The sequence below is a fragment of the Streptomyces sp. NPDC005151 genome (assembly GCF_053599875.1).
In genome coordinates, this window is sequence record NZ_JBSFYR010000068.1 from 12,688 (window position 1) to 32,185 (window position 19,498).

General features: G+C 70.6%; 15 protein-coding genes and 2 pseudogenes. 4 read left to right on the forward strand and 13 right to left on the reverse strand.

Translation table 11 applies throughout. The features are described 5' to 3' along the window. Positions 1–92: 92 nt before the first annotated feature. Together ACWD6R_RS28825 and ACWD6R_RS28830 are read right to left on the reverse strand one after the other, a co-directional pair. Positions 93–1,262, reverse strand: a complete 1,170-nt coding sequence (locus ACWD6R_RS28825; protein ID WP_451821371.1) for an AI-2E family transporter — start codon at positions 1,260–1,262, stop codon at positions 93–95. A gap of 183 nt (positions 1,263–1,445) precedes the next feature. Beyond that, complete coding sequence (locus ACWD6R_RS28830) at positions 1,446–1,640, reverse strand: DUF3046 domain-containing protein (protein WP_451821372.1); 195 nt, start codon at positions 1,638–1,640, stop codon at positions 1,446–1,448. 79 nt (positions 1,641–1,719) lie between these two features. Between ACWD6R_RS28830 and ACWD6R_RS28835 the strand changes: the two are divergent. Next, positions 1,720–2,635 (forward strand): annotated as a pseudogene (locus tag ACWD6R_RS28835) (hypothetical protein). A 60-nt stretch (positions 2,636–2,695) separates the two neighbouring features. Here ACWD6R_RS28835 and ACWD6R_RS28840 read toward each other — a convergent pair. The 3 genes from ACWD6R_RS28840 to ACWD6R_RS28850 form a co-directional block, all read right to left on the reverse strand. Beyond that, positions 2,696–3,001 carry an AzlD domain-containing protein gene (locus tag ACWD6R_RS28840; RefSeq protein ID WP_358858896.1) on the reverse strand — a complete coding sequence of 102 codons (306 nt, stop codon included), beginning with the start codon at positions 2,999–3,001 and terminating at the stop codon, positions 2,696–2,698. Beyond that, the gene (locus tag ACWD6R_RS28845) at positions 2,998–3,735 is read right to left on the reverse strand and encodes an AzlC family ABC transporter permease (RefSeq protein WP_451821386.1); all 738 of its coding nucleotides are present in this window, start codon (positions 3,733–3,735) and stop codon (positions 2,998–3,000) included. The genes ACWD6R_RS28840 and ACWD6R_RS28845 overlap by 4 nt, the downstream gene beginning before the upstream one ends. A gap of 85 nt (positions 3,736–3,820) precedes the next feature. Continuing rightward, positions 3,821–4,714, reverse strand: a complete 894-nt coding sequence (locus ACWD6R_RS28850) for an AraC family transcriptional regulator (protein WP_451821373.1) — start codon at positions 4,712–4,714, stop codon at positions 3,821–3,823. A gap of 150 nt (positions 4,715–4,864) precedes the next feature. Here ACWD6R_RS28850 and ACWD6R_RS28855 point away from each other — a divergent pair, with 150 nt between their 5' ends. From ACWD6R_RS28855 to ACWD6R_RS28865, 3 genes and pseudogenes are all read left to right on the forward strand, one after another. After that, a complete protein-coding gene (locus ACWD6R_RS28855; RefSeq protein ID WP_451821374.1) occupies positions 4,865–9,532 on the forward strand; it encodes a DEAD/DEAH box helicase in 4,668 nt (1,555 codons plus the stop codon). Positions 9,533–9,620: 88 nt separating this feature from the next. Next, on the forward strand, positions 9,621–10,421 hold the full coding sequence (locus tag ACWD6R_RS28860) for a DNA-formamidopyrimidine glycosylase family protein (protein WP_451821375.1): 801 nt from the start codon (positions 9,621–9,623) through the stop codon (positions 10,419–10,421). Positions 10,422–10,528: 107 nt separating this feature from the next. Then, a pseudogene (locus ACWD6R_RS28865) lies at positions 10,529–10,758 on the forward strand (SDR family oxidoreductase); the annotation flags it as partial. On the opposite strand, the gene ACWD6R_RS28870 reads toward ACWD6R_RS28865, so the two are convergent. The 8 genes from ACWD6R_RS28870 to ACWD6R_RS28905 all read right to left on the reverse strand — a co-directional run bounded on the left by ACWD6R_RS28870 (position 10,706) and on the right by ACWD6R_RS28905 (position 19,415). Beyond that, positions 10,706–11,020: a hypothetical protein gene (locus tag ACWD6R_RS28870; RefSeq protein ID WP_384140525.1), complete on the reverse strand. Its 315-nt coding sequence runs from the start codon at positions 11,018–11,020 to the stop codon at positions 10,706–10,708. The pseudogene ACWD6R_RS28865 and the gene ACWD6R_RS28870 sit on opposite strands and share 53 nt — an antisense overlap. Positions 11,021–11,501: 481 nt before the next feature. After that, on the reverse strand, positions 11,502–11,885 hold the full coding sequence (locus ACWD6R_RS28875) for a helix-turn-helix domain-containing protein (protein WP_018105285.1): 384 nt from the start codon (positions 11,883–11,885) through the stop codon (positions 11,502–11,504). A 109-nt stretch (positions 11,886–11,994) separates the two neighbouring features. Further along, positions 11,995–12,504, reverse strand: coding sequence for a CinA family protein (locus ACWD6R_RS28880; protein ID WP_451821376.1), 510 nt, complete (start codon positions 12,502–12,504; stop codon positions 11,995–11,997). Beyond that, positions 12,501–13,205, reverse strand: coding sequence for a CDP-diacylglycerol--glycerol-3-phosphate 3-phosphatidyltransferase (pgsA, locus tag ACWD6R_RS28885; protein WP_451821377.1), 705 nt, complete (start codon positions 13,203–13,205; stop codon positions 12,501–12,503). Before pgsA ends, ACWD6R_RS28880 begins: the two co-directional genes overlap by 4 nt. After that, entirely contained in the window at positions 13,202–14,680 is a 1,479-nt protein-coding gene (gene rimO / locus ACWD6R_RS28890; RefSeq protein WP_451821378.1) for a 30S ribosomal protein S12 methylthiotransferase RimO, read from the reverse strand. The genes pgsA and rimO overlap by 4 nt, the downstream gene beginning before the upstream one ends. 123 nt (positions 14,681–14,803) lie before the next feature. Continuing rightward, the gene (locus ACWD6R_RS28895; protein ID WP_451821379.1) at positions 14,804–15,604 is read right to left on the reverse strand and encodes a helix-turn-helix domain-containing protein; all 801 of its coding nucleotides are present in this window, start codon (positions 15,602–15,604) and stop codon (positions 14,804–14,806) included. Positions 15,605–15,808: 204 nt separating this feature from the next. Beyond that, a complete protein-coding gene (locus ACWD6R_RS28900; protein WP_451821380.1) occupies positions 15,809–18,571 on the reverse strand; it encodes a DNA translocase FtsK in 2,763 nt (920 codons plus the stop codon). 166 nt (positions 18,572–18,737) lie between these two features. Beyond that, the gene (locus tag ACWD6R_RS28905; RefSeq protein ID WP_451821381.1) at positions 18,738–19,415 is read right to left on the reverse strand and encodes a response regulator; all 678 of its coding nucleotides are present in this window, start codon (positions 19,413–19,415) and stop codon (positions 18,738–18,740) included. Between the last annotated feature and the right edge of the window lie 83 nt (positions 19,416–19,498).

Here is a 19,498-nt window from a genome sequence, read left to right on the forward strand (position 1 = left end):
CGCGAACCGCACCCCCCACGCCCCCGCAACCCGCGCTCCCGCACCGCACGCGCGACGCAACCTGCCGGACCACGTGCCGTCCGGTTGTCGTTTCAGCCCTGCGGATCCGGGACGTTCGGCCGCTCGGCATCCGCGTCACCGTCGTTCCCCGGATCCCGGGTCGCCACGCGCCGCAGCCGTGGGAGCACCGACTCGCCGCGCCCCCACAGATGCCGGCCGTGCACCCGTGGGTCGTCCGTCACGTCGTAGCGCTTCACATAGGCACCGAGGAATGCCTGCAGCGTGGCGACGGCCGGGATCGCAATGAGCGCGCCCACGGCGCCCATCAGAGCCGTACCGGCGATGACCGAGCCGAAGGCGACCGCCGGATGGATGTCCACGGTTTTCGAGGTGAGCTTGGGCTGCAGCGCATAGTTCTCGAACTGCTGGTAGATCACGACGAATCCGAGCACCCACAGGGCGTACCAGGGGTCGACGGTGAACGCGATCAGCATCGGCAGGGCGCCCGCCAGATACGTACCGATCGTGGGAATGAACTGCGAGACGAGGCCGACCCAGACCGCGAGCGCCGGGGCGTACGGCACACCGAGGATCACCAGCAGGACGTAGTGCGCGATCCCGGAGATGAGCGCCATCAGTCCGCGCGAGTAGAGATAACCGCCGGTCTTGTCGACCGCGATCTCCCAGGCCCTCAGCACTTCGGCCTGCCGGGCGGGCGGCAGCACGGAGCACAGGGCGCGGCGCAGCCGGGGACCGTCGGCCGCGAAGTAGAACGAGAACAGGAAGATCGTCAGCAGCCGGAAGAGCCCGCCGAGCACGGTGGTCGAGACGTCGAGCACACCGGTCGCGCTGTTCTGGACGTACTTCTGCAGCCAGTCGGAGTGCAGCAGGCTGTCCTGAACCTCGACCCGGGAGAGATCGGTGTGGAAATTCTGGTTGATCCAGTTGATCACCGAGTCGAGGTACTTGGGGAACTCCTCGACCATGTCGACGATCTGGCCCGCGAGCATCGAGCCGAGCAGCACGACGAACCCGGCCCCGGCGATCAGCACCACGAGGAAGACCAGGAAGGTGGCCATACCGCGGCGCACGCCGCGCGCCGACATCCGGCTCACCGCAGGCTCTATGGCGAGCGCCAGGAAGAAGGCGATCAGAATATTGATCAACAGCCCGATGAGCTGGTCGAACGCCCAACTGCCGAGCTGGAAGCAGGCGTAGAGCGCCAGGGCGAGAACCATGGCTCGCGGCAGCCATGCGGGCATTCGGGCCGATCCGCCGCCGGAAGGCGGGGTCAATGGCGCGGCCGGCGGGGCGGGCGGGGTCAGGGGCGGCTGGGTCTGGGCTGTCTCGTCTGTCGGTACCACGGATCCAGTCTCGCCTACGGCTGTGACAGCCAGCCGCCCACCCCGGGAACAGCTGAGGTCCAGAGGTGGGCGGGCACGGCGTCAGCGTTTGTCGGCGGGAATGCCGACCGCCGTGCAGATACCGCGCCAGACGTCCTTCGCTTCCCAGCCCTCGGCCAGCGCCTGGTGCACCGTACGCCCGCCGAGCTCGGCCATCACATGGTCGCGCGCAAAGGAGTCGGCGTACCCCGCACCGAAGTGGTCCGCCATCCGTTCCCAGAAAATCGTCAACCGCATGACTTCAGTATCCCGCTCCTGAGAGTGCAGCCGGGCCGCTACGCATTGTCGAGAGCGCTTACCAGCCTACGGTCGGTCCATGGCCGGAACAGGAGCAAGCCCCCTCAAGCGTGCCGAGCAGTTCGTCTGGCTCACGGCCCGCGTCCTCAAACAGCGGCGGTTCGCCCATCACTTCCTGGGAGGGAGCGCGGACGCAGTGGAGACCGCGCTCGCCGCCTATCTCAATGAGGACGGCGGATACGGTCACGCACTCGAACCGGATCTGCGGGGACCTGTGAGCCAGCCGCTGCACACGGCCCATGCGCTCAGCGTCCTGGACTCCATCGGGCGCTGCAGCGGCCTGCGGGTGGAGCGGATCTGCCGCTTCCTGACCGATGTGTCGACCAAGGAGGGGGCGCTGCCCGCACTTCTCCCCTCGCAGCGCGGCTATCCGGCCGCGCCGTTCATCCCGATCGTCGACGACCCTCCGGCCCAGTTGCTGGCCACCGGCCCCGCCGTCGGACTGCTGCACCGCAACGCGGTGTGGCACGCCTGGCTGTTCCGGGCCACGGACTTCTGCTGGGCGGCGGTCGACGCGCTGGAGAAGTCGCATCCGTACGAGATCGAAGCCGCGGTCGCCTTCCTCGACGGCGCTCCGGACCAGGCACGGGCGGAGGCGGCGGCGGACCGCCTCGGGCGGCTGGTACGGGAAACAGCGGCTGGCCGTACTGGATCCGGAGCGGCGTGCGGAGTACCCGGTGGCGGCCGGGTACGCACCGGGCGAGCAGCATTTCCCGTACGACTACGCCCGCACCCCCGAATCGCTCGCCCGCCGCTGGTTCACCGACGAGGAGCTGGAACGCTCGCTCGACCATCTGGCGGCGGAGCAGCAGGCGGACGGCGGCTGGCCGGTGAACTGGCGGCAGTGGGCACCGGGCACCGCCCTGGAGGGCCGCCCCCTGGTGACGCTCAAGGCGCTGCTGACGCTGCGGGCCCACGGCCGCAGCCTCGACTGAGACCGGGCGGCGCGGTCGCTTCCGACGCCGTCGTCATGGGGCGGCGGACGCGCCGTCGGTCTATCCGAGCGCGCGCACCCCGGCCGTGACGACGACGGCAGCTCCCACGACCACCAGGAAGGGTGCGCGCAGCACCAGGGCGAGTGCGGCGGCAGCGAGCCCCGCACCCCGGGCGTCGAGCACCAGCTGCTGTCCGTTCCCGAAGGTCTGCTGCGCCGTGAGGGCCGCCAGGAGCGCCACCGGCAGGAGTGCGGCAAGACGCTGTACGAGCGGGCGTTCCAGTGCCCCCGCGGGGACCAGCAGTCCGAGCAGCTTGGCGAGGTAGCAGCCGGCGGCGGTGAGGGCGATCGCTATCCATACGTTCATCGGGCGTCCTCCGTCGTGGTCGCGTCCTTGGCCGGGCTGTCCGTGGCCGATGCCTTCCTGCGTCCCATCAGGAAGAGGACGGCAGGCGCGGCAAGCGCGGCAAGCAGCACGGGTACGCCCGCGGGCAGCATGGGCAGCGCCCCCAGGGCAAGCAGGACGGCGAGAGCGGCCGTGATGCGCTCCATGGTGCTCTTCAGCATCGGAGCGAGCAGGGCGAGGAAGACGGCGGGGCTTGCCGCGTCCAGCCCCCAGGTGTCGGTGTCGCCGAGCGCCTCGGCGCCCAGTGCCCCCAGCAGTGTGGTCAGGTTCCACAGCACGTACAGGGTGAGTCCGGTGACGGTGAAGCCGATCCGTGCGGCCCGCCGGGTTGGTTGCGGCAGCGTCACCGCGGTTGTCTCGTCGATGACCCAGTGGGCGGCGAGCGGTCGCACGGCGCGCGGGAGGGCGAGCAGCTGTGACAGCCGCAGACCGTAGAAGGCGTTGCGTACGCCGAGGAAGAACGCACCGGCGGCGGCGGTGTACGGGTTTCCGCCTGCGGCAAGTGCGCCCACCAGCGCGAACTGCGAGGCGCCGGTGAAGACGAGGAGGCTGAGCGCGCAGGTCTGGAGCAGGCTCAGGCCGGAGCCCGCCGAGGTGACACCGAAGGCGAAGCCGGAGAGGCCCACCGCGATACCGACGCCGAGCGCATCGCGGATGACGGCCGCGTCCTGCTTCGCCTCGCCGACGGCTGCGATGCCATCGGCGGTGACGCCGTCGGCGGTCTCGGCTGTCTCGCCGAGTCTCTCTGAGGATGCTGTCTGTTCTGGCACGTCGGGAACGCTACGCGGACGAATCAGGACCGGTCTTGTACGTTTTTGCGCGTTCGCGCTGGTACGCGCCGGGCGGAACCCCCACGATCCGGGTGAAATGACGATTGAGGTGCGGTTGATCGGTGAAGCCGACCTCTGCCGCCGCGTCCGCCGGCGCGATGCCCGCATCGAGCATCCGCCGTGCACGCCGCACCCGGGCATCGGTGAGCCAGGTGTGCGGCGGCATCCCGTACTGCTTCTTGAACGCACGCAGCAGGGCGAAGGGGCTGGTGCCGAGCTCGGCGGCCAACGTCTCCAGCGTCGGCGGCTCGGCCATGCGGCTCTCCAGCACCGCACGCGCCCGCTCCGCGTCCTGGGCGCCGGCCGACCGGGGAGCACGGGCGGGCAGCACGCTGCCGTGGCGGCTGAGCAGCCGCGCGACCATGATCCGCAGCATGCTGTCGGCGGCGAGCGCATTGCCCTCCTCGGCCGCCCGGTGCACCTCGTCGATGAGCCGGGCCGCCTCCGGGTCCAGGACGCTGGTCTCGGCGAAGCCGACCGTGCCGCGCAGCCGCGTCGTATCGGCCGCGATGTCGTTGATCACCTGCGCGGACGGGTACAGCGTGGCATACACCCAGCCCTCGGGGGCCCCGGCCCGGGCGGTGTGCGGCACCTCCGGATTGATCATGACGACGGTGCCGGGACCCGCGTGCACGGTGCCGCCGGGCAGCCCGACGTCTTCGATGCCCCGGGTGATGGTGCCGAAGACATAGCCCTCGTGGCTGTGGCGCGGGAAGGTGTGGCGGACGTACCGGGCGCGCAGAAGATCGAGGTCGGGCAGTTCCGCGTACTGCCAGTACCTCGCCCACTCCCCCGCAGCCGAAGCCGAATCCGGGGCCGGCCCCGGGACCGATGGTGCCGCCATACCCGGAATTCTCGCAGGTACCGGCCGTGGTCAGCGTCCGGTACCGGCCGTTCTCACCGTCCGGTACCGACCCTCGTCACCCTTGGGTACCGACCCTTGTCACCCTCCGGCATCAGTCCGTTGTCAGTGGTCGGGTGCACGATGGGGGACATGGCCGGCTCTGCTCTCGATGCGTTCTCCCCCGCCACCCGCAGCTGGTTCGCGGGTGCCTTCAGCGCGCCGACGTCCGCGCAGGAGGGCGCCTGGCGCGCGATCGGCGAGGGCTCGGACGTGCTGGTCGTCGCGCCCACCGGATCGGGCAAGACGCTCGCCGCGTTTCTCGCCGCGCTGGACCGGCTGGCAGCCGTTCCGCCGCCTGCCGAGGCGAAGAAGCGCTGCCGCGTGCTGTACGTGTCGCCGCTCAAGGCCCTCGCGGTCGATGTGGAGCGCAACCTCCGCTCGCCGCTGACCGGCATCCGCCAGGAATCGGTGCGCCTCGGGCTGCCCGAGCCCGATGTGCGGGTAGGCATCCGGTCGGGCGACACCCCGCCCGCCGAGCGCCGCTCCATGGCGACCCGCCCGCCGGACATCCTGATCACCACCCCCGAGTCGTTGTTCCTGATGCTGACGTCGTCGGCGCGCGAGGCCCTGTCGGGGATCGAGACGGTGATTCTGGACGAGGTGCACGCCGTCGCCGGTACGAAGCGGGGCGCCCATCTCGCTGTATCGCTGGAGCGCCTCGACGAGCTGCTGCCGCGTCCCGCGCGGCGGATCGGTCTGTCGGCGACGGTCCGTCCGGTCGACGAGGTGGCGCGGTTCCTCTCCCCGCAGCGCAAGGTGGAGATCGTCCAGCCGCCGTCCACGAAGCAGTTCGATCTGTCGGTGGTCGTGCCGGTGGAGGATCTGGGCGAGCTCGGCGGTTCTCCCGCCACGGACCCGGACCAGGGGGGCCAGGCGGACAAGCCGTCGATCTGGCCGCATGTCGAGGAGCGGATCGCCGATCTCGTCCAGGCACACCGCTCCACCATCGTCTTCGCCAACTCCCGCCGTCTCGCGGAGCGGTTGTGCAACCGGCTCAACGAGATCGCGTACGAGCGGGCCACCGGCGAGACGATGCCGGAGGCCCACTCCCCCGCCGAGATCATGGCCGAGTCCGGTGCGGCGAAGGGCGCCCCCGCGCTGCTCGCCCGCGCCCACCACGGTTCGGTCTCCAAGGAGCAGCGCGCCCAGGTCGAGGAGGACCTCAAGGCGGGCCGGCTGCCCGCCGTGGTCGCCACCTCCAGCCTGGAGCTGGGCATCGACATGGGTGCGGTCGATCTGGTGATCCAGGTGGAGTCGCCGCCGTCGGTCGCCTCCGGGCTGCAGCGGGTCGGCCGTGCCGGCCACCAGGTCGGCGCGGTCTCCACCGGAGTGGTGTTCCCGAAGTACCGGGGGGATCTGGTGCAGTCGGCGGTGGTCACCGAGCGGATGCGCACGGGCTCGATCGAGGCGCTCCGGATCCCGTCGAACCCGCTGGACGTGCTGGCCCAGCAGCTGGTCGCCATGGTTGCCCTGGACACCTGGCAGGTGGACGACCTGCTGGCCGTGACCCGCCGCGCAGCCCCCTTCGCCTCGCTCCCGGAGTCGGCGTTCACGGCCGTGCTGGACATGCTGGCGGGCCGCTATCCGTCCGATGCCTTCGCCGAGCTGCGTCCGCGCGTGGTGTGGGACCGCGTCGCCGGTACGGTCACGGGCCGCCCCGGCGCCCAGCGGCTCGCCGTCACCTCCGGCGGCACGATCCCCGACCGCGGGCTCTTCGGGGTCTTCCTCGCCGGGGCCGACCCCAAGAAGGGCGGCGGCCGGGTCGGCGAGCTGGACGAGGAGATGGTGTACGAGTCCCGGGTCGGCGATGTCTTCACCCTGGGCACCACGTCCTGGCGGATCGAGGGCATCACCCGCGACCGGGTCCTGGTGTCGCCCGCCCCGGGCGTTCCGGGACGGCTGCCGTTCTGGAAGGGCGACCAGCTGGGCCGCCCGCTGGAGCTCGGCCGCGCTCTGGGCGCGTTCCTCCGCGAGATCGGCGGGCTGTCGCCCGAGGACTCCAGGTCGCGGCTGCTCGCCGCCGGTCTCGACACCTGGGCCGCCGACAACGTCCTGTCGTACATCGACGAGCAGCGCGCCGCCTGCGGCCATGTCCCCGACGACCGGACCATCCTCGTCGAGCGCTTCCGCGACGAGCTGGGTGACTGGCGGGTCGTCGTGCACTCCCCCTTCGGCGCGCAGGTCCACGCCCCCTGGGCGCTGGCTCTGAGTGCGCGCCTCGCCGAGCGGTACGGCATGGATGCCCAGGTGATGCATGCCGACGACGGCATCGTGCTGCGGCTCCCCGACGCCGACATGATGGGCCTGGACCTCCTGGATTTCGATCCGTCCTTCGATCCGTCCGAGGATCCGGTCCGGGAACCGGCTGCCCCGTTGGCCGCGGCATACGACAGCGAACAGCCTCCGGTCGGCGCCGCGGACGTCGCCTTCGACCAGGGCGAGATCAACCAGATCGTCACCGACCAGGTCGGCGGATCGGCCCTGTTCGCCTCCCGCTTCCGCGAGTGCGCGGCGCGCGCCCTGCTGCTGCCCCGTCGCAGCCCCGGCAAGCGCACCCCGCTCTGGCAGCAGCGCCAGCGTGCCGCCCAGCTCCTCCAGGTGGCCTCCGAGTTCGGCTCCTTCCCGATCGTTCTCGAAGCGGTCCGCGAATGCCTTCAGGACGTCTTCGACGTCCCCGGGCTCGTGGAACTGATGGGCGACCTCGAAGCACGCCGCGTCCGCCTGGTCGAGGTGACCACCCAGGAGCCCTCGCCCTTCGCCCGTTCGCTCCTCTTCGGCTACGTCGCACAGTTCCTGTACGAGGGCGACTCGCCGCTGGCCGAGCGGCGGGCGGCCGCGCTCTCGCTGGACTCCCATCTCCTTGCCGAGCTTCTCGGCCAGGCGGAACTGCGCGAGCTGCTCGACGCCGAGGTGCTGGGCGAGCTGCAGCAGGAACTCCAGTGGCTCACCGAGGACCGCCGGATCAAGGACATCGAAGGCGTCGCCGATCTGCTGCGCGTCCTCGGCCCGCTCACCGAGGCCGAGTTGGCCGAGCGCGGCGCCGAGCACCCCTGGGCCGCGGAGCTGGCCTCGGCCCGCCGGGCCATCCGGGTCCGGATCGGCGGCGCCGGCCACTGGGCGGCGATCGAGGACTCAGGCCGGCTGCGGGACGCGCTGGGCACGGCCCTCCCCGTCGGCGTCCCGGAGGCGTTCACCGAGCCGGTGAAGGACCCGCTCGGCGATCTCCTTGCCCGCTACGCCCGCACGCACGGCCCGTTCACCTCCACCCAGGCGGCTGCCCGCTTCGGCCTCGGCGCCGCCGTCACGGACGGCGCGCTGCAGCGGCTCGCCGCCTCGGGCCGGATTGTGCAGGGCGAGTTCCACCCCGCCGGCATCGGCCAGGAGTGGTGTGACGCCACGGTGCTGCGCCGGCTCCGCCGCCGCTCGCTCGCCGCCCTGCGCCAGGAGCTGGAGCCGGTCCCGCCCGCAGCCCTCGCCGGCTTCCTTCCGCATTGGCAGCATCTCGGGAACAACAGCCTGCGAGGAATCGACGGACTGGCCCGCGCCATCGAGCAGTTGCAGGGCGCTCCCGTCCCCGCGTCGGCGCTGGAGAAGCTGATCCTGCCGGGACGCATCACGGAATACGCCCCGGCCCTGCTCGACGAACTCACCACCACCGGCGAGGTGATCTGGGCCGGCGCGGGTGCCCTTCCCGGCAAGGACGGCTGGCTGTCCCTCTACCTCGCCGACAGCGCACCCCTGCTCCTCCCACCCCCGCACCCTCTCGAACTCAGTGCGCTGCACGAATCCGTCCTCACCGCACTGACCGGCGGATACGGACTGTTCTTCCGGCAGATCGCCGATCAGGTGCGCGCCACCACGCACCCGGACTGCACCGATCCGCAACTCGCCGATGCCCTCTGGGACCTGACCTGGTCCGGCCGGCTGACCAACGACACGCTGGCCCCGCTGCGCTCGCTTCTCGGCTCCGGACGCACGGCGGGATCGACGGCCCACCGCGCCAGGCGCAGCGTCCCGCGCGGCCGTTACGGCTCGCTCACCGCCACGGTCCGCCCCGCATCGCGCACCGGTCCGCCCACCGTCTCGGGCCGCTGGTCCCTGCTGCCCGGAACCGAGCCCGATCCCACGCACCGCGCCCACGCTCTGGCCCGCACCCTCCTCGACCGGCACGGTGTGGTGACCCGTGGCGCGGTCCAGGCCGAAGGCGTCGAGGGCGGCTTTGCCGCGACGTATCGGATCCTTGCCGCCTTCGAGGACAACGGGCAGGCCCGCCGCGGCTATGTCGTCGAGGGTCTGGGAGCGGCCCAGTTCGCTATGGACGGCGCAGTCGACCGGCTCCGTGCGGTCTCCACCGCCCGCGACCGTACGGAACCGGGCTCGGCGCCCCGCGCCCTGGTTCTCGCGGCCGCCGACCCGGCCAATGCGTACGGCGCGGCCCTGTCCTGGCCCGAACCGCCGGACGGCGCCGGACACAGACCGGGGCGCAAGGCAGGTGCCCTGGTCGTCCTGGTCGACGGCGAACTGACGCTGTACATGGAGCGCGGCGGCAAGACGCTGCTCGCTTGGCCGACCGACCCGGAGGACCCCGCGCTCCGGGCGGCGGCCGAGGCGCTGGCCGGTGCAGCACGCGCCGGGGCACTCGGCACGGTCACGGTGGAGCGCACCAACGGCGCCTCGTCCCTGACCTCGCCGCTGGGCCGCACGCTGGAGACGGCCGGATTCCACGCCACTCCAAGAGGCCTCCGCCTGCGCGCGTGACCCCGCACCACACCTCAGCCCGCACACCGCCGCACACATCCACCGATACCCGCCCGCATCCCCACCCCGCACCACGCATCATGGAGGTATGCCCGAAGGAGATACCGTCCTGCAGACCGCCCAGCGTCTGCACACCGCGCTGGCCGGTCAGGTCCTCACCCACTCCGACCTGCGCGTCCCCCGCTTCGCCACCGCGGACCTCACGGGCCGGACCGTTCTCGACGTCACCCCGCGCGGCAAGCATCTCCTCACCCGGATCGAGGGCGGCCTCACCCTGCACAGCCATCTCGGGTTGGACGGCGCCTGGCGCCTCTACGCTCCGCGCGAGCGCTGGCGCGGCGGCCCGGGCCACCAGATCCGCGCGGTCCTCTCCACCGCCCACCTCACCGCGGTCGGCTACCGGCTCCCCGTTCTCGAACTCCTCCGCACAGCCGACGAGGAGAAGGCGGTCGGTCACCTCGGGCCCGATCTGCTGGGCCCCGGCTGGGACCCCGACACCGCCCTGCGCAACCTGCTGGCCGACCCCGCCCGCCCCCTCGGCGAAGCCCTCCTCGACCAGCGCAACCTGGCCGGTATCGGCAACATCTACAAGGCCGAGCTCTGCTTCCTCGCGCGCGCCACCCCCTGGCTCCCCGTCGGTGAGCTGCCCGCCTCCACCGCCGCCCGTCTGGTCACCACGGCCAAACAGCTCCTCGAAGCCAACCGCAACCGCATGGTCCGCACGACCACCCGAGCACAGCCCAACGGCTACGGCCCCCGTGAGCGTCTCTGGGTCTACGGCAGGACACACCACCCCTGTCTGCGCTGCGGCACCCCCATCCGCGCGGCGGAGCAGGACACCCGCCCCGCCTACTGGTGCCCCCGCTGCCAATCAGGCCCCACACCGTAGTTGACGCACCGTCAGATCCAGTCGTACGGTCCGGACATGCCTCTCACCGCGTACGACCTCACCGGCCGGTCCGCGTTCATCACCGGAGCGGCCGGCGGCAAGGAACGGTTCTGTATGCCTGCCAGGAGGTCGCCCGCAGCATGATCGCGCGCGGCGCACCCGGCTCGATGATCACCATGGCCTCGGGCGCGGTCGACGCCTCAAGTCCGGGCCGCTCGGCCGGGTGGGTGAGCCCGAGGACGTCGCCCACACGGTCCTGCATCTCGCATCCGATGCTTCGGCCTTCATGACGGGTCAGATTCTCCGTCCGAACGGCGGCGTCGCCATGCCCTGGTAGTACGCCAGGCCGTCTCGACACCGCGCACCCCGGCCACGCACCACGCGCCCGCGGCAGCACCGATCGTCTCCGCACGGGCCCTGATCGTTCCCGTGGGCCGGACGCTCGCGGCCACATGGACGGGCAGGAGGCTGAGCCCCCATCCGCCCGCCGTCACCGCGCCCTCGACCAGCCCGGCATGTTCTGGCTGAAGGACCAGCCGGAGCACGGCCCACCACCACACCCCGCCGAGAACGAGCGCGGGCACCCATCTCCGCACCATGGCTGCCTCCTCCGGCCGAACCTAGTCCGGCCCGATCGCCCAGCGGGAGGGCGCACCGGCGCAGTACCGGCGCGCATGTCCGGAGCGGACACCGTTACGCGCTCTCCGTCTGGCTCGTCCAGGCGTGTTGCCGCAGGTTCACGGCCCGAGCTGCGCATGGAACAGCACTCCGGAACCGATACCGCTCAGGCACTGCGCGATCTCGGTGACCGTGGTGTTCCTCTCCGCAGTCTCGCCCGGGACCACCGGAGCCGCATCCAGAACCTCCGGTGCGGCCGTCGAAGGGCAGCTGCTTCTACGCAGTGGATGAGCTGAAGCGGTGCTTCGGACGCAGGGCTCCTGAGGACGCAAGCTTCGTTGACCGGCGCACGCATCCGGAACGGCGCGCGAGTCCCTGACGGCAGCGTGCGCACACACCAGAGCCCCGGCCACCCCCGCGAAGGGGCCGGCCGGGGCTCTGGTTCACACCGGACCGCGCGGGTCAGGCGGCGACGACATCCACCGCTTCCGCGGGTGCCTTGATCGTCACCCTTCCCGTCGGCACACCTGCCACCGACGTCACGGAGACGGAATTGAGCATTGGGCGTACCGGCACTGGCACCGGATCGCTGGCTGCTGCCGACTCGGCCAGCTCAGCCAGCGACAGCTCATCGCTCACTTCACGCATGAGCTCGGACATCCGTACATCAAGCGCGTCGCAAATGGCGGAGAGCAGCTCGGAGGATGCCTCCTTCTGCCCCCGCTCCACCTCGGAGAGATAGCCGAGCGAGACTCGGGCGGACGAGGAGACTTCGCGCAGAGTACGGCCTTGGCGCTGGCGCTGCCGACGCAGCACGTCACCAAGCAGGCGACGGAGCAGAATCATCGGTGGCTCCCTCCTCGGACCGCGTAGCCGCATCCTTCACGCCCCACCGTACCGCCTCGCGCTGCGGCCGTGCGGGGAGCGATGTCGTGTTCACTCAGGGCTGCAAACATCAATTCCCCCCGTTCTGTTCCGTATCCTGTGCGCTCGCATTGTCGTCGAGTTCTCCGGAGAGCAGTTCGAGCAGGCTCCGTACGCTCTCTCTACGGATCGCCGCCCGGTCACCGTTCAACCGCAGCGCGGCCACTTTCTCCGCGCCGCCCGGCCCTGCCACGGCGACGTAGACCGTTCCGACCGGCTTTCCGTCCTGATCATCGGGTCCCGCGACGCCGGTGGTCGCCACTCCCCAGTCTGCACCGAGAATCCGTCGGACACCGATCGCCATCTGCCGGGCGACCTCGGGATCCACGGCTCCACGCGCTGCCAGCAGGGCCCCGTCCACGGCCAGCACATCCCGCTTCAGGGGCGTCGCGTAGGCCGTCACGGACCCGCGGAAGGAGCGCGAGGCACCGGGTACGGAAGTGAGTTCCGCCGCAACCAGGCCGCCGGTCAGCGACTCGGCGACGGCGAGGGTCTCCCCTCGCCGTACGAGCTGCTGCAGCACCCGGGCCGCGGCAGTCACCACTCGGCCTCCGCCGGGCCACGGACCTCGGACGCCTCGGCAGCCGCCGCTGCGGCCCGTTCGGCCGCCAGACCCTGGCGTCGCAGCACAACGGCCTGACGCACATAGTCGAGTCCGGTGACGACCGTGAGCACGACGGCCACCGCCATCACCCAGAAGCGCAGTGTGGCGAGCGGACCGGTCAGCGCCAGGACGTACATCCCGACGGCCGTCCCCTGTGCCAGCGTCTTCATCTTCCCGCCGCGACTGGCCGGGATCACCGCATGCCGGATCACCCAGAACCGCATCAGCGTGATGCCGATCTCGCGGAAGAGGATCACGCCGGTGACCCACCACGGCAGATCACCGAGGTACGACAGGCAGATCAGCGCGGCCCCCATGATCGCCTTGTCGGCGATCGGGTCGGCGATCTTCCCGAAGTCGGTGACCAGGTTGTACGTACGCGCCAGATGACCGTCGAAGAGGTCGGTGATCATAGCGATGGCGAACGCCGCCCAGGCGAAGGACCGCCAGGCGGGGTCGTAACCGCCGTTGTGAAGCAGCAGCACGACGAAACCCGGCACCAGCAGCAGCCGCGCCATGGTGAGGATATTGGCGATGTTCCACAGGCTGGCCTGGTTGACGGCCGCAGCGCCCAGCTTGCCGCCGCGGACCGGCTTCGCGCCGGAACCGCCTGCTGCGGATGCCGGGACTCCCGTCATCTGGCTGCCTCCGCAAGTTCGGAACACTCGGCCACCAGATCCACCCCTTCGGTGCCCACCACCTTTGCCTCGACCATACGGCCCGGCACGAGACCCTCGCGTGCGGTGAAGAGCACCTGGCCGTCCGTTTCGGGTGCCTGGTGCGCGGCACGTCCCACCGCGCGCGGCTCGTCCTCGGTGGGGTCGACGGACTCGACCAGCACCTGCAGGGACTCCCCGAGCCGCTCCTCGGCGCGCTGCGAGGTCAGCTCCTCGGCCAGCTGCGAGATGTGCGCGAGCCGCTCCGCGATGACGTCGGCGTCCAGCTTGTTGTCGTAACCGACCGCCTCGGTGCCCTCCTCGTCGGAGTAACCGAAGACGCCGATCGCGTCGAGCCGCGCGCCCGTGAGGAAGCGTTCCAGCTCGGCGAGGTCCGCCTCGGTCTCCCCGGGGAAGCCCACGATGAAGTTCGACCGCGCACCGGCCTGCGGCGCCTTGTTCCGGATGGTCTCCAGGAGCTCCAGGAAGCGGTCGGTGTCGCCGAAGCGGCGCATCGCCCGCAGCACACCGGGGGCGGAGTGCTGGAAGGAGAGGTCGAAGTACGGGGCGACCTTCGGCGTCGAGGTCAGTACGTCGATCAGACCGGGCCGCATCTCGGCGGGCTGCAGGTAGCTGACCCGGATCCGCTCGATCCCGTCGACGTCGGCGAGCTCCGGCAGCAGCGTCTCCAGCAGCCGGATGTCGCCGAGGTCCTTGCCGTACGAGGTGTTGTTCTCGGAGACCAGCATGACCTCCTTGACGCCCTGCTCGGCCAGCCAGCGGGTCTCCTGCAGCACGTCCGAGGGGCGCCGCGAGATGAAGGAACCGCGGAAGGACGGGATGGCGCAGAACGAGCAGCGGCGGTCGCAGCCGGAGGCAAGCTTCACCGAGGCGACCGGGCTGGTGCCCAGCCGGCGGCGCAGCGGGGCGCGCGGCCCGGAGACCGGAGCAACCCCGTCCGGGAGGTCCGCGGGGGCTGGGGCGGCTTCCTGCGCGTGTCCGGGCAGCGCGACGGCGGCGTCCTGCCGCTCGGCCGGGCTGATCGGCAGCAGCTTGCGCCGGTCACGCGGGGTGTGGGAGGCGTGGATGCCCCCGTTGAGGATGGTCTGGAGGCGGTCGGAGATGTCGGCGTAGTCGTCGAATCCGAGGACTCCGTCGGCTTCCGGCAGGGCTTCGGCAAGGTCTTTGCCGTAGCGCTCGGCCATGCAGCCGACTGCGACCACGGCCTGGGTCCGGCCGTGGTCCTTCAGATCGTTGGCTTCGAGGAGTGCGTCGACGGAGTCCTTCTTGGCGGCCTCGACGAACCCACAGGTGTTGACGACGGCGACATCCGCGTCGGAGGCATCCTCGACGAGCTCCCAGCCGTCCGCTGCCAAGCGGCCTGCGAGCTCCTCCGAGTCCACCTCGTTACGGGCGCAGCCAAGAGTGACAAGGGCGACGGTACGGCGTTCGGGCATGGGCTCAAGACTACTTTGTCCTGGCACTGGCCCCGCCGAGCAGGGTTCCCCTGTGACAGCGAGTAACAACGGGTCGAGCGCCCGGCTGAACGGCCGGGCGCTCGTGTCACAACGTGCTGTCGGTCAGCCGACCTCGGGGTCGCCCTTCGTGTACGTGAGCCGTTCGACCTGACCCGGCTGGAACTTGTCCTCGACCTTCTTGCCGTTGACGAAGAGCTCGATCGAACCGGCGTCTCCGAGGACGAGGTCGACGCGCTCCTTGTCCTGGAAGGTCTTGGACTGGCCCTTCTGCAGCAGACCGTCGAAGAGCATCCGCCCGTTGTGGTCCTTGGCGGAGATCCAGCTCTTGCCCTGAGTGGCGCTGAGCTTGACCGTCACCTTGTCCCGCGGGGCCGCGGCGATGGCGCTGTCGGAGGGTACGGGCTTGGGGTCGGCGGTCTTGGTGGGCTTGGGCTTGGGACTGGTCGTGTTGGGCGTCGAGCCCTCCGCGACCTGGGTGGTCGTACCGCTGTCGTCGCCACCCTTGAAGAAGGTGAAGCCGACGAAGCCGATGACGACGACGATCGCCGCGACCATGGCCGCGGTCCAGTTGGGCCGACGGGGATCGGAACGGATCCGCTCGGCTTCGAACAGCGGCGCCGCCGGTGTGGGCGCGGGTCGGCCGCCGTGCTCGCCGTCGTACTGCGAAACCAGCGGTTCCGGATCGATGCCGACGGCACGCGCCAGCGTACGGATATGGCCGCGTGCGTACACATCGCCGCCACAGCGGGTGAAGTCGTCCTCTTCGATCGCGTGCACGATGGGGATGCGCACCCGGGTGGACGAGCTGACCTCTTCGACCGTGAGACCTGCGGCGATTCGAGCCTGCTGGAGCACTCGACCGATCGAAGGCCGGTCGTCTTCGGGGGAGTTGCCGATGGACACGGGGGCGCCTTTCGAGCGTGAGCCACCTGCTGGGTGTTCAGTCTAGGGGTGGTACGAAAGGGTGGGGCAACCGGGAGAGAGGACTTTGTACGCCATCAGATTCGAACACTGTCCCATTCACCGGACCGCCCCGTGGAAGTACATTCTGCTGTCCCTCCAGTCAAATTGACGTACGACCCGACGAAACGGTTGCTCTTCCCACCCTTACGACGCGGTTTCCCCGCGGATCTGGGCCAACACCCCGTCCAGCTCGTCCGGTTTCACCATGACGTCGCGCGCCTTGGACCCCTCGCTCGGTCCGACGATGTTGCGCGACTCCATCAGGTCCATCAGTCGGCCTGCCTTGGCGAAGCCGACCCGCAGCTTGCGCTGGAGCATCGAGGTGGACCCGAACTGGGTGGAGACGACCAGTTCGGCTGCCTGGCAGAGCAGATCGAGGTCGTCGCCGATGTCCTCGTCGATCTCCTTCTTCTTGGCGGAGCCGACCACCACGTCCTCGCGGAAGACCGGCGCCATCTGATCCTTGCAGTGCTGGACGATGGCCGCGACCTCGCCCTCCGTGACGAAGGCGCCCTGCATGCGGGTGGGCTTGTTGGCACCCATCGGCAGGAACAGTCCGTCACCCTTTCCGATGAGCTTCTCGGCGCCGGGTTGATCCAGGATCACGCGGCTGTCGGCGAGCGACGAGGTCGCGAAGGCGAGCCGAGAGGGCACGTTCGCCTTGATCAGACCGGTGACGACGTCGACCGAGGGCCGCTGGGTCGCGAGCACCAGGTGGATACCGGCGGCGCGCGCCAGCTGGGTGATGCGGACGATGGCGTCCTCGACGTCACGTGGAGCGACCATCATCAGGTCGGCGAGTTCGTCGACGATCACCAGGAGATACGGGTACGGCGAGAGCTCGCGCTCGCTGCCTTCCGGCGGCTTGACCTTGCCGTTGCGCACAGCCTGGTTGAAGTCGTCGATGTGCCGGTAACCGAACGCGGCGAGGTCGTCGTACCGGAGGTCCATCTCCCGTACGACCCATTGCAGGGCCTCGGCGGCGCGCTTCGGGTTGGTGATGATCGGCGTGATCAGGTGCGGGATGCCCTCGTAAGCGGTCAGTTCGACGCGCTTGGGGTCGACCAGCACCATCCGGACGTCGTCCGGGGTCGCCCGCACCATGACCGAGGTGATCAGGCAGTTGATGCAGGACGACTTGCCGGAACCGGTCGCACCGGCCACCAGCACGTGCGGCATCTTCGCGAGGTTGGCCATCACGTAGCCGCCCTCGACGTCCTTACCGAGCGCGACCAGCATCGGGTGGTCGTCCTCGGCCGCGTCCGCGAGGCGCAGCACATCGCCGAGGTTGACCATCTCCCGATCGGTGTTGGGGATCTCGATGCCGACGGCGGACTTCCCCGGGATCGGCGAGATGATCCGGACGTCGGGGCTGGCGACGGCGTACGCGATGTTCTTGGCCAGCGCGGTGATCCGCTCGACCTTCACGGCCGGGCCGAGCTGCACCTCGTACCGCGTCACCGTCGGTCCGCGGGTGAAGCCGGTGACGGCGGCGTCGACCTTGAACTCGGTGAAGACGTTGGTCAGGGAGGCGACGATCGCGTCGTTGGCAGCACTCCGGGTCTTGCCCGGACCGCCGCGTTCCAGCAGATCGAGCGAGGGCAGCGCGTACGTGATGTCGCCGGAGAGCTGCAGCTGCTCGGCGCGGGCCGGCAGGGGCTGGGACTGCGACGGATCGGGGGCGGGCTTCGTCAGATCGGGTACACCGCCGGAGGTCGCCGCGCCCTTCCCCGCCCCGGTGCCCGGCTCCGCCTCGCGGGCGCCCGGCACCGGAGTGCCCGAGCGCTCACGGTCACGCTCGACGGAGACGCCCTGGGTCAGGTCGGCGACGATCGCCGAGGGCGGCATGCCGTTGAGCACCGCGCCGTCGAGCGCCGCGGCCGCGGCCGCGGCGACATCCACCGCGTCCATGGTGCGGTTCATCGCGGGCTGCACGGACGGCCTGCGCGGCCTGCGGCGCTTGGAGAGTGCCTCGGCCTCCGCCTGCTCGGGGGCGTACTCCTCGGGCACCTCGGAGCGGCGCACGGAGGAGCGCCGCGAGCGGGCGGGAAGCGCCTCGCGCCACTGCTCGTCGTACCGCTCGTCGTCGCTCTCGTCCTCTGCCTCAGGGTCGTACACCGGGTCGACGATCCCCAGCCTGGAGCCGAGCAGCCGCAGCCGCTGCGGGATCGCGTTCACCGGGGTCGCGGTGACGACAAGCAGGCCGAAGACAGTGAGCAGCAGGAGCAGCGGTACGGCGAGGACCTCGCCCATGGTGAAGACCAGCGGCTTGGAGGCGGCCCAGCCGATGAGTCCGCCGGCGTCCTGCATCGCCCCGGTGCCGTCCCCGCGGCCGGGCGATCCGCACGCGATGTGGACCTGCCCGAGCACGCCGATGACCAGGGCGGAGAGTCCGATGACGATACGGCCGTTGGCCTCGGGCTTCTCGGGATAGAGGATCAGCCGTACGGCGATGGCGCCAAGCAGTATGGGTACGAGCAGATCGAGCCGCCCGAAGGCGCCGGTGACGAGCATCTCGACGAGGTCGCCGACGGGACCCCGCAGATTCGACCAGGTGCCCGCGGCCACGACCAGCGCGAGACCGAGCAGCAGCAGCGCGACGCCGTCCTTGCGGTGTGCGGGATCGAGTCCCTTGGCACCGCGGCCTATACCGCGGAACATCGCGCCGACGGCGTGGGCCGCACCGAGCCAGACGGCGCGCGCCAGCCGGTACACACCCCCGGTGGGAGACGGTGCGGGCCTGGGCGCAGCCGCCTTCTTCGCCACCGCCTTCTTGGCTGGAGCCTTCTTCGCGGGTGCGGTCTTCTTCGCGGGCGCGGCTTTCTTCGCCGGGCCCCCGGTACGGCCGGGACGCTTCGCGGTGCCCGCCGTGCCCTGGGAACCCTTGCCGGACGTACGTGAGGCCATGGGGCCGAGGTTACCGGTGTTGGCCGCCGTGAACACGTGCCCCTCTTGGTTCACCCGACCGTGTCGCCCTACAGAGACCGGAAACTGACGCGCCCTCACCAGGGGCGGATCGAGCGGCCGTCCCCGAACCCGGTTCCCGGGCCGGGGGGTTCGGCGAGCGGCAGCGTTACGAGGGAAGCGCGGCCGTGCCGCTTCCGGTGCCGGGCTCCAGCGCATCGAGCGCGCGCCGCAGTCCGGTCAGTTTCCGTTCGAGATGGGCCGCGGTGGCCACCGCGGCCGCGTCCGCCGACTCGTCGTCGAGTTGCTTGGAGAGCGCCTCCGCCTGCTCCTCGACGGCCGCGAGGCGCGCCGAGAGTTCGGCCAGCAGACCGGCAGGCTCCTTCTCCCGGTCGGCGCCGGGGTGGCCGCCGCCCTCCAGCTGCAGCCGCAACAGCGCCGCCTGCTCACGCAACTGGCAGTTCTTCATGTACAGCTCGACGAAGACCGAGACCTTGGCGCGCAGCACCCAGGGATCGAACGGCTTCGAGATGTAGTCCACCGCGCCGGCCGCGTAACCCCGGAAGGTGTGATGCGGACCGTGGTTGATCGCGGTGAGGAAGATGATCGGGATGTCCCGGGTCCGCTCCCGCCGCTTGATGTGCGCGGCGGTCTCGAAACCGTCCATGCCCGGCATCTGGACGTCCAGCAGAATGACCGCGAAATCGTCCGTGAGCAGCGCTTTGAGCGCTTCCTCCCCTGACGATGCCCGTACCAGCGTCTGATCGAGCGCAGAGAGGATGGCCTCCAGCGCCAGCAGATTCTCCGGCCGGTCATCGACCAGGAGGATCTTGGCCTTCTGCACCATGGCCCGTCCTCCTCGCCCCGGAATTGCACCGGGCGCCGCCCCAGGGGACGACTCCCTTACGCCGTCCGACCTTGTGCCGGTCA

Bases quoted from the DNA above. Each gene is read 5' to 3' on its own strand.
- ACWD6R_RS28855 (WP_451821374.1), top strand. From the start codon at position 4,865: ATGGCCGGCTCTGCTCTCGATGCGTTCTCCCCCGCCACCCGCAGCTGG.
- rimO (WP_451821378.1), bottom strand. From the start codon at position 14,680: ATGCCCGAACGCCGTACCGTCGCCCTTGTCACTCTTGGCTGCGCCCGT.
- pgsA (WP_451821377.1), bottom strand. From the start codon at position 13,205: ATGACGGGAGTCCCGGCATCCGCAGCAGGCGGTTCCGGCGCGAAGCCG.
- ACWD6R_RS28860 (WP_451821375.1), top strand. From the start codon at position 9,621: ATGCCCGAAGGAGATACCGTCCTGCAGACCGCCCAGCGTCTGCACACC.
- ACWD6R_RS28840 (WP_358858896.1), bottom strand. From the start codon at position 3,001: ATGAACGTATGGATAGCGATCGCCCTCACCGCCGCCGGCTGCTACCTC.
- ACWD6R_RS28825 (WP_451821371.1), bottom strand. From the start codon at position 1,262: ATGCCCGCATGGCTGCCGCGAGCCATGGTTCTCGCCCTGGCGCTCTAC.
- ACWD6R_RS28905 (WP_451821381.1), bottom strand. From the start codon at position 19,415: ATGGTGCAGAAGGCCAAGATCCTCCTGGTCGATGACCGGCCGGAGAAT.
- ACWD6R_RS28850 (WP_451821373.1), bottom strand. From the start codon at position 4,714: ATGGCGGCACCATCGGTCCCGGGGCCGGCCCCGGATTCGGCTTCGGCT.
- ACWD6R_RS28875 (WP_018105285.1), bottom strand. From the start codon at position 11,885: ATGATTCTGCTCCGTCGCCTGCTTGGTGACGTGCTGCGTCGGCAGCGC.
- ACWD6R_RS28830 (WP_451821372.1), bottom strand. From the start codon at position 1,640: ATGCGGTTGACGATTTTCTGGGAACGGATGGCGGACCACTTCGGTGCG.
- ACWD6R_RS28870 (WP_384140525.1), bottom strand. From the start codon at position 11,020: ATGGTGCGGAGATGGGTGCCCGCGCTCGTTCTCGGCGGGGTGTGGTGG.
- ACWD6R_RS28900 (WP_451821380.1), bottom strand. From the start codon at position 18,571: ATGGCCTCACGTACGTCCGGCAAGGGTTCCCAGGGCACGGCGGGCACC.